A 13,234-nucleotide genomic window follows, 5' to 3' on the forward strand; every position below is an offset into this window, starting at 1 on the left:
AAGGGCGGAACCCTAAGCAGCCGTTACCGCAGCAATGGATATGTACTCAATCAGCCAGGAAACCATCGCCCGACTAGGGCTCAGCACTGAACCTCTGCAGATAAGCCAACAAATTATTCAACTTCTCCTCATCACTCAGCCCCCAGAAAATCATCCGCGTCCCCGGCACCACCCCTTTCGGATCCTTCAGATACGCTTTCAATGTCGCCCGATCCCAAGTAATCCCCGAGTTCTTCATCGCATCGGAATAAACATAATTTGCCGAAGTCCCCGCAGCCCGGCCAATGATGCCGTTGAGCTGCGGACCAAACCCCGAACGAGCCGACTCGCCAACCTGATGGCAACCGCCGCACAGGCGCGGAAAGATCTTCTCTCCGGCCTCAGGATCGCCCTCAGCCTGAGCGCTGGTGCTGAAGATCAAGGCGAGAAGCAGTGCTGTGGTGAATTTCATTAAACAGTCCAAACCTGGCTTTGCATGGCGTGAACGCAGTTTACAGATAAGCGCCGACAATCGTTCTGACAGTGATCAACGCCTGACGCAACACCTTCATGTCCACCGAACCCAACGCCAGACGAATCGCATGGGGCGTATTGGCCGACAGCGAAAACGGCTCGGCGCTGGTGACCGAAATCTGCTGCTGCATCAACTCGACCACGATCTGATCGGCACGCACATCTTCGGGCAACGGCAACCACAGAAAATACGAGGCCGGATGAGCAATGTAGCGCAGCCCCTTCAGCACCTCGGCGGCCAACGTCTGCCGGGCCATGGCATCACTACGCTTCTGCTCCTCAAGCACGGTGACGGTGCCGTCGTCGAGCCAACCGCACGCAATGGCGGTCATCACCCCGGGCGTGTTCCACGTTGTCGCGCGAATGATTCGTTCCAGTGCGGGCACTTGAGGCAGCGGCGCCGCGATGAAGCCGACCCGCAATCCGGTGGCGATGTTTTTCGACAGGCCCGATACGTAAAACGTCCGTTCCGGTGCCAGATCGATCAAGGTTCGCGGCGGATTTTCCACCAGAAACGCGTAGGCCGCATCTTCGATAAGTGTCAGATCATAGCGCCGGGCAATCGCCACCAATTGCTCGCGCTGTTCCAGTGGCATGACCCAGCCCAGCGGATTGTGCAGCGTCGGCATGCTGTACACGGCGCGCACCGCACGCTGGCGGCAGAGCCTGTCCAGTGCCGGCAAATCCGGGCCGAGCTCTGTCATCGGGATCGCCAGCACTTCCAGATGCAACGCGTCGGCCAGCACCTTGAACCCGGAATAGGTCAGCGCATCGGCGGCGATCACATCACCGGGTTTGAGCAGGGCCATCAGCGTCACCGCCAAACCTTGCTGAGCGCCATTGACGATCAGCACTTGGTCGGCTTCAACGGTCACGCCGCGTGTCGACAAATGTCGCGCCACCGAGGCGCGTTCGTGGGCACGTCCGGCGTGGGGTTGATAACGCAGCAACGCTTCGAGATCGCCGGACAACGCCAGTTGCCGCAACGCCGTGCGCAACAGCTCAGCCTGACCGGGCAACGACGGATAGTTGAAATTCAGGTCGATCATGCCGACCGCTACGTCTTTCTGATCGATGCCCTGCCCCGGAGCCAGCGACGTTTCCCGCACAAAAGTGCCGCGCCCGGCTTCGCCACTGACCAGGCCCATCGCCTCAAGCTCGGCATAAACCCGTGAAGCGGTAACCAGCGCCAGTCCTTCCTGCGCCGCCAGTTGCCGATGCGTAGGCAATCGCGTGCCCGGCGGCAGTCGTCCGCCACGAATATCCGCCGCGTAACGGTCAACCAAGGTCTTGTAACGGGATCGGGGCATGCCGGCTGTATCCATGACAATTTTTTGATTGTGCTGATTCTCAGCCCTAGGATCGCCGCAATACAACCCACTATTTGAGCGCGACCGACATGCACACAACATCGACTGCGGCCAACCCGGCGCTGGAAAAGACCAGTGCCTGGATCAACGGTTTTATCGGTGTGCTGATTTTCAGCGGTTCACTTCCGGCGACACGGCTGGCGGTGCTGGAATTCGATCCGGTGTTTCTGACCGTGGTGCGAGCAGCGATTGCCGGCGCACTGGCGGTCGGACTTCTGCTGTTGTTCAAGCAACCGCGACCGTCGCGCCATCAGTGGCTGTCGCTGGTGATTGTGGCGCTGGGCGTGGTGTTGGGTTTTCCGCTGCTGACCGCGTTGGCATTGCAGCACGTAACGTCAGCGCATTCGATCGTGTTTGTAGGATTGCTGCCGCTGGCCACGGCAATGTTTGGTGTCTTGCGTGGCGGTGAGCGGCCACGGCCGGTGTTCTGGATCTTTTCGGTGCTGGGCAGCGCATTGGTGGTGGGCTTCGCCCTGTCCCAGGGACTGAGCGCCTCGCCGACTGGGGATCTACTGATGCTCGCGGCGATTCTCGCCTGCGGCCTCGGTTACGCCGAAGGCGCGAAACTGTCACGCAGCCTCGGCGGCTGGCAGGTGATCTGCTGGGCGCTGGTAATGTCGTTACCGCTGATGGCAGTGCTGAGCCTGTGGCTGGCGCCCGCCTCGTTCGGCAACATCAGCTTGCCTGCGTGGATGTGCCTGGGCTACGTGTCGCTGTTCAGCATGCTGATCGGCTTTGTGTTCTGGTATCGCGGCCTGGCCCAGGGCGGGATTGCGGCGGTCGGGCAGTTGCAGTTGCTGCAGCCGTTTTTTGGTCTGGCACTGGCGGCGACGTTGCTGCATGAGCAGGTCAGCGTCGGCATGCTCGGCGTAACGCTTGGGGTGATTCTCTGCGTGGCCGGAGCGAAGAAATTCGCCAGGTAATGTTCAGTGTCCGGCTTTCCATTGCCGAGGACTGAGACCGGTCTTGCGCCGAAACGCCCGGGCCAGCGCCGACGGACTTTCGTAACCGACCTCTTCGGCAATCAACGCAATCGGCCGGCCTTCGCGCAGGCGTTTCTGCGCAAGACTGACGCGCCAGCTCAGCAGATAATCGGCCGGCGTCTGCCCGACCACGCGGCGAAACTGCTCGGCAAAACCGGCGCGGGACTGGTTCGCCGCCGCCGCGAGATCGGCCACACTCCAAGGCTTGTGCGGTTGCTCATGGATCAGGTTCAAAGCGCGAGACAAGCGCGGGTCAGCCAGCCCGGCCATCATGCCCGGTTGCTGATCTCGACTGCCGATGAGATGGCGGAGCAGCAGAATCACCAGCAATTCGAACAGGCGATCCATCACCGCCACGCGCCCGCAATGCCCTTCAAAGGCTTCATTGAACAGCCAGTCAAGGGTGCTGCGCAGTTCCGGGATGTCGGTGAGTTTCAATACCAGATAGTCGGGTAGCGCGGCGGCCAGGGCATTGCCCGAGCCGCCGTCGAAGGTCAGCGATGCACAGACAATCTGACTGGCCATGGCTTCGTCGGCAAACATCCGATGGGTAAACGGCCGGGGAAAGAAAATCAGTGACGGTTCGTCCAGACGGATCTCCCGCTCGTTGCCCGGTTTGAGCAGCAACGCCCCGGCTTGCAGAACATGCACGTGCCCGACCGGCTCGCCTTCGTGAACACTCACGCCGCAAAACGCGCCGCTATGGAAGGTGCCGGCATTCACGCCGAAATGACTGAGTAATGTGGAAAGGCGATCCATGGCTGACTCCCGAAGGCATATCTGGACGATCTGCCGCATATCCTCGACGATTTGCCGCCAAAGCGCCATTGGCAGCCCCTAAGATCTCTCCATCGCCGCTGCACTTCGCTGCGGAATTTCGGAGAATCACCATGAGCCGCATCCCCGCTATCAGCCTCGACACCGCCACCGATGCCACCCGTCCTGCACTGGAAGGCGTGAAGAAAAAAATCGGCTTCCTGCCCAACGTCTTCACTACCCTCGCCCAAGCGCCAGTTGCATTCGACACTTACCTGCAAGCTTCGGCGATCCTCGGCAAGACCTCGCTCAGCGCCCAGGAAAAAGAAGCCGTCTACCTCGCCACTTCGCAAGTAAACGGCTGCGACTACTGCCTGTCCGCACACACAATGTTCGCCGGCAAGGCCGGGCTCTCGCCACAGGACATCGTCGCGGCCCGTCAAGGCGAACTGAATGCCTACGCCGCCCTCGCCCGCCAACTGACCGAAACCCGTGGCCACTTGAGCGATGAACAGTTGGCCGCTGCTCGCGCTGCCGGTATCGATGACCGCAAGATTATCGAAGTGATTGCCCTGGTGGCCGTGCAGACATTGACCAACTACCTGAACAACACGGCGTTGACCGACATTGATTTCCCGGCCGTCGAGGCCTGAGCAGTCGCTCACGAACTGAAGAAAAATCCGCTGGCGAAAAGATGCTCTTTTCGCCAGCGCTGTTTTTTGCTGCCATGATGTAGGTCAGAATAATTCGCAGCGCAAACAGTGTCTGGTGCGCTGAAACCAAACACCCTGCGCGCAGGTCTTTGTTCTCAGACAAATGCCCGGAAAGATACGAACCCCATGACAGACTGGTTGCAAGACAACGGCGAGATGGCCGGGCAGATCCGCCGTCACGACTGGGCGAATTCGCCCCTCGGCCCGTTGGAAAACTGGCCCGATGTACTCAAGACCACTGTCTCGCTCAGTCTCGCGTCGCATTTCCCTCAGGCGATCGTCTGGGGCCCGCAATTGATCACTCTCTATAACGACGCCTTCGTGCCGATTCTCGGCGACAAGCCGCATGCGCTGGGACGTCCTTTCAGCGACATCTGGAAAGAAGCCTGGCATGAGATCAGCCCGATAGCCGAGGCGGCCTATGCCGGCCAAGCCACCTACATCGAAAACTTTGCCCTGAAGATCGAACGCGGCAACGGTCCGGAGCAGGCGTTCTTCACTTTCTGTTACAGCCCGATTCGTGACTCGCTGGGCAATGTCGTCGGCATGCTCGACACGGTCACCGAGACCACCCAGACCGTTTATCTCAACCAACGCCTGGCCGTCCTTGATGCCATCGGCGAAGCGGTGACCAATGCCACCGATGCGCAAGCAATCCTGGCGGCGAGCACCCGGCTGATGGTCGAGCAGTTGCAATTGTCCAACTGCGCGTACGCCGACATGGATGCCGACGAGGACGGCTTCACCATTCGCGGCGACTATGCGGCACCGGGTTCGCCAAGCATCGTCGGCCACTACCGCCTGCGCGATTTCGGTGAGAAGGCAGTGCGTCTGCTGCGCGCCGGGGAACCGCTGGTCATCCATGACAACCGCAGCGAGCTACCACCGGAAGAGTCGGCGACCTTTCAGGCCATCGGTATTACCGCGACCATTTGTGTACCACTGATCAAGCAGGGCCGTCTGACCGCATTGATGGCCGTCCACGACAAAGTGCCGCGGGTCTGGTCGCAATTTGAGCAGGCATTGATGAGCGAAGTGACCGAACGGTGCTGGGCGCACATCGAGCGGGTGCGCGCCGATGCCAATGTGCGCGAAGGCCTGCTGGCGCTGGCTGAGCTCAACGCCACGCTGGAGCAACGGGTCGAAGAGCGCAGCTTGCGCCTGGCCCAGGCCGAGTCGGCGTTGCGCCAGTCGCAGAAGCTCGAAGCCATCGGCCAATTGACCGGCGGCGTCGCCCACGACTTCAACAATCTGCTGACGATCATTCGTTCGTCGGTGGATTTTCTGCGCCAGCCCAACCTGCCGGAAGAACGCCGTCAGCGCTACATGCGCGCGGTGTCCGACACCGTCGAGCGCGCCTCCAAGCTGACCAGCCAGTTGCTCGCCTTCGCCCGCCGTCAGCCGCTCAATCCGCAGGTAGTCGACGCCGGCGAACGTTTGGCAAACATCGGCGAGATGCTCGAATCGGTCACCGGCGCGCAGATTCATGTGTGCGTCGAACGCCCGGATCACCCCTGCTACATCCGTGTCGACCTCAGTCAGTTCGAAACCGCGTTGATCAACATTGCGCTTAACGCCCGCGACGCCATGAACGGTCAGGGTGAGCTGAAATTGCGCCTGGAATGCCACAAAGCGCTGCCGCCGATTCGCGGTCACGCCGGGTCCAGCAGCCATTTCGTGTCGATCGCCTTGGCCGATACCGGTGCCGGCATCGACGCACACACCCTCGAACACATCTTCGAACCGTTCTTTACCACCAAGGCTGTCGGCAAAGGCACGGGGCTCGGGCTGTCGCAGGTGTTCGGCTTCGCCAAGCAATCGGGCGGCAACGTCGACGTCTCCAGCGTCCTTGGACAAGGCACCGAGTTCACCTTGTATTTGCCGCAAGTGCCGGCGGACGAGGCTGAACAGGACAACACCGAGGACGATGGCGAGGTACAGCCGGCCTGCGAAAAACGCCGGGTACTGGTGGTCGAGGACAATCTCGATGTTGGTCGTTTTGCCAACCAGATCCTCCAGGATCTGGGCTATGAAACCGCATGGGCAACCAACGCTGAAGAAGCCCTGCAGTTGGCAGGCGGCGATGCCAGCGCGTTCGATGCGGTGTTTTCCGACGTGGTCATGCCGGGCATCACCGGCGTCGCGTTGGCCAGGGAGCTGCGCCAGCGCCGCCCCGATCTACCGGTGATTCTGACCTCCGGCTACAGCGAAGAACTGGCCCGCAGCGGTTACGAAGGTTTCGAGTTTCTCGCCAAGCCCTACTCCGCCGAACAGGTCTCACGGATTCTCGGCAAGACCTGGCTCAAGGACGCAAAACCAGCGGCGTCAGTCGTGATCGACGCCGGCGCGCTTGAGTAATTTCTTGCAGCGTTCCGACAGATGAAACACCTGTAAGTGCTTGCCAGCCTTGGCGTAGCGTTCACGCAGGGTTTTCAACGCGGCAATCGCCGAGTAATCGACAAAGCTCAGGTGTCGGCAGTCGAGAGTGACTTTCGCCGGATCGTTGGCCGGATCGAACTGATTGAGAAACGGCGTGGTCGAGGCAAAGAACAGCGTGCCGTGCAGGCGATAGAGCTTGCTGCCGTCGGCCTCCAGGTGTTCATCGGCGTACAGTTCGCGCGCCTGCTGCCAGGCGAAGTTGAGCGCGGCGATGATGATCCCGCACAGCACGGCCGTGGCCAGATCGGTGAACACGGTGATGGTGGTCACGGCGATGATCACCAGCACATCGTGCAGCGGCACCTTGTTGATCACCCGCAACGACGCCCAGGCGAACGTCTGCTGCGATACCACAAACATCACCCCCACCAGTGCGGCCAGCGGAATACGCTCGATCAGCGGCGACAGAAACAGAATGAACAACAGAATCAGCACACCGGCAACAACACCGGACAAGCGCCCGCGCCCGCCGGAGCTGAGGTTGATCACGGTCTGGCCGATCATCGCGCAACCGCCCATGCCGCCGAACGCACCGGACACCATGTTGGCCGCGCCGAGCGCCACGCACTCACGATCCGGATAGCCACGGGTCTCGGTGATTTCGTCGGTCAGGTTCAGTGTCAGCAAGGTTTCCAGCAGGCCGACCATCGCCATCAGGATCGCGTACGGAGCGATGATGCGCAGTGTTTCCAGGCTCCACGGAATGTCCGGCATGGCGAAAGTCGGCAGACCGCCGGCAATGTGCGCCATGTCACCGAGGGTACGGGTCGGCAGGCCAAACAGGTAGACCAGCAGGCCGACACCAAGGATCGCCACCAGGGCCGGCGGTACCGCTTTGGTCAGGCGCGGCAGGATGTAAACGATGGCCATGGTCAGCAGCACCAGCCCGGTCATCAGGTACAACGGCGTACCGCTGAGCCAGTGCTCGCCGCTTTTGAAGTGCTCCAGTTGCGCCAGGGCAATGATGATCGCCAGGCCGTTGACGAAACCGAGCATCACCGGATGCGGCACCATGCGCACCAGTTTGCCCAAGCGCAACAGCCCGAACGCCATCATGATCAGACCGCCGAGCAGCACCGTCGCCAGCAGATATTGCACGCCGTGTTGCACCACCAGTGCGACGATCACCACCGCCATCGAGCCCGCCGCGCCGGAAACCATGCCCGGCCGGCCGCCAAACAACGCTGTCAGCGTGCAAATGATGAACGCGCCGTACAGGCCCATCAGCGGATTGAGATGCGCGACCAGGGCGAAAGCAATGCATTCGGGCAACAGGGCGAACGAGGTGGTGAGTCCGGCGAGGACATCGGCGCGCAGACGAATCGGTTTCATGGCTTACCTGACTGAGCGGCCGCTGGGCACGGCTGCTGTTTTCGCGAAAAAAGAGGGAGGCGAATGTTACGGAATTGTTCGGCCTCGGGCCAGTGAAACGCTGACATGAGTGGCGCGGGCCTTATCCTTGCAGGCTTGTCCATCGAATCGAGTCGCAGCATGTCAGCGTTTTTGTCCGCCCGGGATGTGTGTCAGCGTCTGCGCGAAGCTGCGCTGGGCGTGCTTGCGTTCGAAGTCTGCGAGGTAATGTCCCAGTCCGGGCTGATTGCCGTTTACATCGAGGGCTGGCATCTGCTGTTGGACTTCGCCGAGGGACACTTGCATCACTGTGAATACGCGCGCAACTGCGCCGGGGATGAAGCGACGCTGGACACTTGGCAACGTTATGGCACGGACCCGGTGAGTCTGCTCAGCACATGGGAACTGGCGCAGATCGAGCGGTTATTGCGTGATGCGAATCGCGTCCAAACCTAGTGCATCGTTTCCGACTGCGGTGCTCTCTGATTTTGAGACCGACCAAATGCCTGTGGGAGCGAGCCTGCTCGCGAAGGGGGTATATCAGTCGGTTTGATGTTGGCTGTCATAGCGCTTTCGCGAGCAGGCTCGCTCCCACAGGGGTTTTGTGTGAGTTCAGAAGGTGATTTGGGCTGCCGGTTTGACGTCGATTCGTGCCACGGAACTGGTCAGGGCGGCGAAGTCCTTGTTGTGTTGGGCAATGATGTCTTCAGCGCTCATGTTGCCGTTATCGACCGTCGAATGTGCATCTTGCGCGACGACGATGTCGTAGCCCAGTGAATGCGCGCTGCGCACCGTGGCGTTGACGCAATAATCGGTCTGCAGACCGCTAATGATCAGACGTTCGAAGTCTTCGCTGGGCAGCAGCTTGCCGAGATCGGTCTGGTAGAAAGAATCCCCGGTAGTCTTGCCTACACGCAGGTCTTTCGTCGAAGTCAGCAAACCTTCGGCCAGTTGCCAACCGTCCGCGCCATGCACGAACGGACCGTCCTTTTCTTCGTGTTGAATCAACACCACCGGAACGCCAGCCGTGCAGGCGCGTTGGCTGAGATCATTGATCGTGGCGATCACGCGGTCGATTTCAAAACACTGATATTCACCAGCACACAGTGCTTGCTGGACGTCGATGATCAGTAATGCGGTGGTCATGTCGAGCCTTCCTTGATCAGTCCTTGAGATGGGGCGGACCTGAGCCCGCCCCTTTTTACTCCGCTCAGTAACCCAGTGACAAGCCGGTATTACGCCGTGGATCATTGGCGCCGTAGAAGCGATTCTTGCCAACCGGTTTGCCGTCCAGTGACGGCGCGCCGACCAGAATCGCGGCGATGTGGTTGGGATCCTGCGGGCCGGCAAACTTGTGGCCCCAGCTCTCGAGGAGCTTTTTCGTATCCGGGCTGGCGGCGAAGTCTTCGAGGTTGGTTTCCTCCGGCATCCACTGCTGATGGAAGCGCGGCGCGTCGACCGCTTCCTGCAGCCCCATGCCGTAATCGATCACATTGAGCATGGTCAGCAAGGTCGCGGTGATGATCCGGCTACCACCCGGCGTGCCGACCACCATCACCACTTTGCCATCCTTGGTGACGATGGTCGGACTCATTGACGACAGCGGCGCCTTGCCCGGCGCGATGGCATTGGCTTCCCCCTGAACCAGACCGTACATGTTCGGCACGCCGACCTTGGAGGTGAAGTCGTCCATTTCGTCGTTGAGGATCACCCCGGTCTTGCTCGCCATCACGCCAGCGCCGAACCAGTCATTAAGGGTGTAGGTGACCGAAACGGCATTACCCCACTTGTCGACGATCGAATAGTGCGTGGTGTTGCTGCCTTCATGCGGCGCTACACCGGGTTTGAGCTCAGCCGACACGCCGGCCTTTTGCGGCTGGATGGCGTTGCGCAGTTTGGTCGCATAGTTCTTGTCCAGCAGGTGCTCGATCGGATTCTTCACGAAATCCGGATCGCCGAGGTAGCTGTTGCGATCAACGTACGCGTGGCGCATCGCTTCGATCTGGTAGTGCATGCCCTGAGCGGAATGGAAGCCCAGGTCCTTCATCGGATAGCCTTCGAGGATATTCATGATCTGGCAGATCACCACCCCGCCGGAGCTGGGCGGTGGCGCCGAGACTACGTGATAGCCGCGATAATCGCATTCCACCGGGGCCAGTTCGCGAGTCTTGTATTTGTCCAGGTCGGCCTGGCTGATGATGCCTTTGTTGGCTTGGCTGGACGTGACAATGGCATCGGCGACCCAACCTTTGTAGAAGCCGTCGGCGCCCTTCTCGGAAATCGTCCGCAGGGTTTTCGCCAGATCCTTCTGCACCAGTTTCTGCCCGACCTGCATCGGCTCGCCGTTGCTGAGGAAGATCGAGCCGGAATCGCGCATGTCCTTCTTGAACACATCCGTCGCGTATTCGAGCAGCTCGACATCGCCCTGCTGCAGCTCGAAACCGTCTTCGGCCAGTTTGATCGCCGGGGCAATCATGTCCTTGCGCTGTTTGGTGCCATATTTGCTCAGCGCCAGCTCCATGCCGGACACGGTTCCCGGCACCCCGACGGCCAGATGGCCGCGCGTGCTCAGTTCCGGAATGACGTTACCGTCCTTGTCCAGATACATGTTGGCGGTCGCTGCCAGCGGGGCTTTCTCGCGGAAGTCGAGAAAGGTCTTGCGTCCGTCCGCCAGTTGAATGGTCATGAACCCGCCACCGCCAAGATTGCCCGCAGCCGGGTAGACCACCGCCAGCGCATAGCCCACGGCCACTGCCGCATCCACGGCATTGCCGCCGTTTTTCAACACATCGACGCCGACATGGGTCGCCAGATGTTGCGCGGTGACCACCATGCCGTTTTCCGCCGCCACCGGCGCCACCGATGCCGCGTGAGTCATGAGACAGCTGAGCGCCAGGGAGGTCGCAATGAGCGATCTGGCCAAAGGTTCGTACTTCATGAGTCGATCTCTTTTTGTTTTTGGGGACTGCGCAAAACGCAGGGCAGCGCTTCAGGAGCAACAAGCAGTATGGCCGGCTTTGCGTATTGCGCCTCCCCGTTCAGCCAGTATGCTGAGCCATCGCAGCCGTTGGCAGCTCCTGCCCGAATCAAGCGAAGAGGTTATTCATCGCTGCGTACTGCAACAGCATGATGGTCTTGGCATCGCAGATCTCGCCGCGTTGAAACGCTGCCAGTGCCTCAGCGAATTGCCACTCGAGCACTTCCAGTTCTTCGGTTTCCTCTTCCAGCCCACCACCGTCGCTGACTTTGGACGCGGCGTCGTATTCGGCGATAAAAAAGTGCAGCTTCTCCGTCACCGAGCCGGGGCTCATATACGCCTCGAATACTTTCTTCACGTCATGCACGCGATAACCGGTTTCCTCCTCGGCTTCGTCACGAATGCGTTGCTCCGGCGCGGCACCTTCCAGCAACCCCGCCGCCACCTCGATCAACAATCCATCGTGGCCGTTGACGAACACCGGCAAACGAAACTGGCGGGTCAGCACCACCGTGCGCTTTTCGCGGTTGAACAGCAGAATCGCCGCGCCGTTGCCCCGGTCGTATACCTCGCGGGTCTGGCGCTGCCATTCGCCGTTGTTGCGGTGGTAATCGAAAGTGATTTTCTTCAACAGATACCAGTCGTGGGACAACACCTGAGTGTCGACGATGTTGACCCGTTCGGCTGTGTTGGACATCGCGTCTGATCCTGTTTTCATGGGGGACTGCCATGGTCGGACAATTGCGCCGACAAAAAAAGCCCGGCAGCGCTACCGGGCTCGTTCAGCCTGGGTTGTTACTGGAAGTCGACGTCGAAGGCCTGGTAGAAGGCGTTGCCGGTGTTGGCGACGATCCACATCAGCACAATGACGTGATGACCCTTCTTGTTCGTCGGCAGTTGCACTTGGTGATCAACCTTGGCCTTCAATTCGCCGGCATGGCTGTAATACGGCACTTGCGGGTAGAAGTCTTCGAAGAACGGCTGGGTTTCGAGCTGCGCACGGCTGATGCGTTGCTGTGGATCCCAGCCGTCTTTGGTGATCAGCCAGCGATAACCACGGGTGGTGTGCGGCGCGGTGTACGCCCAGCTGACCTCGAGAATCTGCCCCGGATCGACATTAAGCAGCGGCCAGTTGAATGAACGGCCGAGCTTCTTGCTCATCTCGTCGTCGGTGTAATTGACGCAATCGCGGGCATCGGTCTTGCCGCCGCTGAGAATGTAGCCATCGGCCGGCGGCGCGACGCTGTCCGAGTCGGTCTCGAAGGGTTGCGGGAACGGCCCGGCATTCACGGCCGGAAAGTTTTTGCCGCCCTCCATTTCATTGACTTGCCAAGCGCCGAGCAAGCCGAGGTCAATGGCCACTGCGCCGCGACTTGCTGGCGAGATGACACGACCGTGTTTGAGTTGGGTTTGTGGGATTGCCTGATTCATCATGTTCACTCCGTTGATTTGAGAACTCTCCTTCCCGAGGAGAGGCCTTCAAGCTAACGGAGGTGAATTTTTTGTCCATCGGCGCTTTTGTCACAGTCCCACCGTGCAAGACGTAAAACGCCCGGAAATACTGGATGCATAACCAGTGCCCGACGACGCATCGCACTCAACGTGTAGCTGAACACCTACACGCCGAGTCGCCTTTGGTCATTCAGACAGTTGCGCCTGATACTCCTTTTCGTACTGCCCGGCGAGTTGCGTTTTCTGTTTATCGTCGAGCAGCTTGCCGGCCATCTGGAAGAATTTGTGCTCTTCTTCCTCGAGGTGATGATGAACCTTGTCGGAGAGCTTCTTGGCCGTGGCCAGCCACGCCGGACTGGACATCTCGGTCTCGTCGAGTTCTTCCATCATCTCGTCCATTTCGTGGTGCTCGGCGATGGCGTGGCGGCTCAGGTCAACGCCTTCGTCGATTTCCATCAACGGGATGTAGAAGTGCCGCTCTTCAGCGGTTTCATGCGCTTGCAGTTCTGCTTTGAGCTGCTTGTAGGCCTCGACCCGCTCAGGGCTGTCGCCGCTGGTCGCGATCAGAGCCTTGGCGTAGGTGCGCTGGCGCTCGTGGCTTTCGCGCAGGGCTTCAAAAATATTCACGGGATTTCCTCATCAATCGCGCTCAGGGAAAGACGCGATAAAAGCCTAGACCGC

13 protein-coding genes are annotated in these 13,234 nt (G+C 60.1%); 4 read left to right on the forward strand and 9 right to left on the reverse strand.

Annotated features, from left to right (window positions below; all coding sequences use genetic code 11):
* Positions 1-73 precede the first annotated feature (73 nt).
* Entirely contained in the window at positions 74-451 is a 378-nt protein-coding gene (locus tag AB4N73_RS11340) for a c-type cytochrome (protein WP_258706905.1), read from the reverse strand.
* A gap of 40 nt (positions 452-491) precedes the next feature.
* A complete protein-coding gene (locus AB4N73_RS11345; RefSeq protein ID WP_460143459.1) occupies positions 492-1,823 on the reverse strand; it encodes an aminotransferase-like domain-containing protein in 1,332 nt (443 codons plus the stop codon).
* Between the two features lie 89 nt (positions 1,824-1,912).
* Between AB4N73_RS11345 and AB4N73_RS11350 the strand changes: the two genes are divergently transcribed.
* Entirely contained in the window at positions 1,913-2,806 is an 894-nt protein-coding gene (locus AB4N73_RS11350; RefSeq protein ID WP_252876553.1) for a DMT family transporter, read from the forward strand.
* Positions 2,807-2,809: 3 nt separating this feature from the next.
* Here AB4N73_RS11350 and AB4N73_RS11355 read toward each other — a convergent pair whose 3' ends face one another.
* A complete protein-coding gene (locus tag AB4N73_RS11355) occupies positions 2,810-3,625 on the reverse strand; it encodes an AraC family transcriptional regulator (RefSeq protein WP_150741130.1) in 816 nt (271 codons plus the stop codon).
* A 131-nt stretch (positions 3,626-3,756) separates the two neighbouring features.
* On the opposite strand from AB4N73_RS11355, the gene AB4N73_RS11360 reads away from it, so the two are divergent.
* On the forward strand, positions 3,757-4,275 hold the full coding sequence (locus AB4N73_RS11360) for a carboxymuconolactone decarboxylase family protein (protein ID WP_252884456.1): 519 nt from the start codon (positions 3,757-3,759) through the stop codon (positions 4,273-4,275).
* A 186-nt stretch (positions 4,276-4,461) separates the two neighbouring features.
* On the forward strand, positions 4,462-6,693 hold the full coding sequence (locus tag AB4N73_RS11365; RefSeq protein WP_460138147.1) for a response regulator: 2,232 nt from the start codon (positions 4,462-4,464) through the stop codon (positions 6,691-6,693).
* Here AB4N73_RS11365 and AB4N73_RS11370 read toward each other — a convergent pair.
* Entirely contained in the window at positions 6,661-8,106 is a 1,446-nt protein-coding gene (locus AB4N73_RS11370; RefSeq protein WP_041477048.1) for a SulP family inorganic anion transporter, read from the reverse strand. The two genes, AB4N73_RS11365 and AB4N73_RS11370, sit on opposite strands and share 33 nt — an antisense overlap.
* 159 nt (positions 8,107-8,265) lie before the next feature.
* Here AB4N73_RS11370 and AB4N73_RS11375 point away from each other — a divergent pair, with 159 nt between their 5' ends.
* Positions 8,266-8,580, forward strand: coding sequence for a DUF7693 family protein (locus AB4N73_RS11375; protein ID WP_150741133.1), 315 nt, complete (start codon positions 8,266-8,268; stop codon positions 8,578-8,580).
* Positions 8,581-8,736: 156 nt separating this feature from the next.
* Here the strand turns inward: AB4N73_RS11375 and AB4N73_RS11380 are convergent, their stop codons facing one another.
* The 5 genes from AB4N73_RS11380 to AB4N73_RS11400 all read right to left on the reverse strand — a co-directional run bounded on the left by AB4N73_RS11380 (position 8,737) and on the right by AB4N73_RS11400 (position 13,180).
* Positions 8,737-9,270 carry a cysteine hydrolase family protein gene (locus tag AB4N73_RS11380; protein WP_460143460.1) on the reverse strand — a complete coding sequence of 178 codons (534 nt, stop codon included), beginning with the start codon at positions 9,268-9,270 and terminating at the stop codon, positions 8,737-8,739.
* 64 nt (positions 9,271-9,334) lie between these two features.
* On the reverse strand, positions 9,335-11,062 hold the full coding sequence (ggt, locus tag AB4N73_RS11385; RefSeq protein ID WP_460143461.1) for a gamma-glutamyltransferase: 1,728 nt from the start codon (positions 11,060-11,062) through the stop codon (positions 9,335-9,337).
* Between the two features lie 148 nt (positions 11,063-11,210).
* Positions 11,211-11,798 carry an NUDIX domain-containing protein gene (locus AB4N73_RS11390; protein ID WP_056788927.1) on the reverse strand — a complete coding sequence of 196 codons (588 nt, stop codon included), beginning with the start codon at positions 11,796-11,798 and terminating at the stop codon, positions 11,211-11,213.
* 98 nt (positions 11,799-11,896) lie between these two features.
* The gene (locus AB4N73_RS11395; RefSeq protein WP_095182054.1) at positions 11,897-12,532 is read right to left on the reverse strand and encodes a lytic polysaccharide monooxygenase auxiliary activity family 9 protein; all 636 of its coding nucleotides are present in this window, start codon (positions 12,530-12,532) and stop codon (positions 11,897-11,899) included.
* 207 nt (positions 12,533-12,739) lie between these two features.
* Positions 12,740-13,180, reverse strand: a complete 441-nt coding sequence (locus tag AB4N73_RS11400; RefSeq protein ID WP_016775257.1) for a hemerythrin domain-containing protein — start codon at positions 13,178-13,180, stop codon at positions 12,740-12,742.
* Positions 13,181-13,234 lie beyond the last annotated feature (54 nt).

Source organism: Pseudomonas sp. S3_B08 (assembly GCF_054667725.1).

What these genes read in the sequence shown, in the direction of transcription:
- AB4N73_RS11340 (WP_258706905.1), bottom strand. Translation starts at nt 451, where the DNA reads ATGAAATTCACCACAGCACTGCTTCTCGCCTTGATCTTCAGCACCAGC.
- ggt (WP_460143461.1), bottom strand. Translation starts at nt 11,062, where the DNA reads ATGAAGTACGAACCTTTGGCCAGATCGCTCATTGCGACCTCCCTGGCG.
- AB4N73_RS11370 (WP_041477048.1), bottom strand. Translation starts at nt 8,106, where the DNA reads ATGAAACCGATTCGTCTGCGCGCCGATGTCCTCGCCGGACTCACCACC.
- AB4N73_RS11350 (WP_252876553.1), top strand. Translation starts at nt 1,913, where the DNA reads ATGCACACAACATCGACTGCGGCCAACCCGGCGCTGGAAAAGACCAGT.
- AB4N73_RS11365 (WP_460138147.1), top strand. Translation starts at nt 4,462, where the DNA reads ATGACAGACTGGTTGCAAGACAACGGCGAGATGGCCGGGCAGATCCGC.
- AB4N73_RS11380 (WP_460143460.1), bottom strand. Translation starts at nt 9,270, where the DNA reads ATGACCACCGCATTACTGATCATCGACGTCCAGCAAGCACTGTGTGCT.
- AB4N73_RS11355 (WP_150741130.1), bottom strand. Translation starts at nt 3,625, where the DNA reads ATGGATCGCCTTTCCACATTACTCAGTCATTTCGGCGTGAATGCCGGC.
- AB4N73_RS11345 (WP_460143459.1), bottom strand. Translation starts at nt 1,823, where the DNA reads ATGCCCCGATCCCGTTACAAGACCTTGGTTGACCGTTACGCGGCGGAT.
- AB4N73_RS11390 (WP_056788927.1), bottom strand. Translation starts at nt 11,798, where the DNA reads ATGTCCAACACAGCCGAACGGGTCAACATCGTCGACACTCAGGTGTTG.
- AB4N73_RS11375 (WP_150741133.1), top strand. Translation starts at nt 8,266, where the DNA reads ATGTCAGCGTTTTTGTCCGCCCGGGATGTGTGTCAGCGTCTGCGCGAA.
- AB4N73_RS11360 (WP_252884456.1), top strand. Translation starts at nt 3,757, where the DNA reads ATGAGCCGCATCCCCGCTATCAGCCTCGACACCGCCACCGATGCCACC.
- AB4N73_RS11395 (WP_095182054.1), bottom strand. Translation starts at nt 12,532, where the DNA reads ATGAATCAGGCAATCCCACAAACCCAACTCAAACACGGTCGTGTCATC.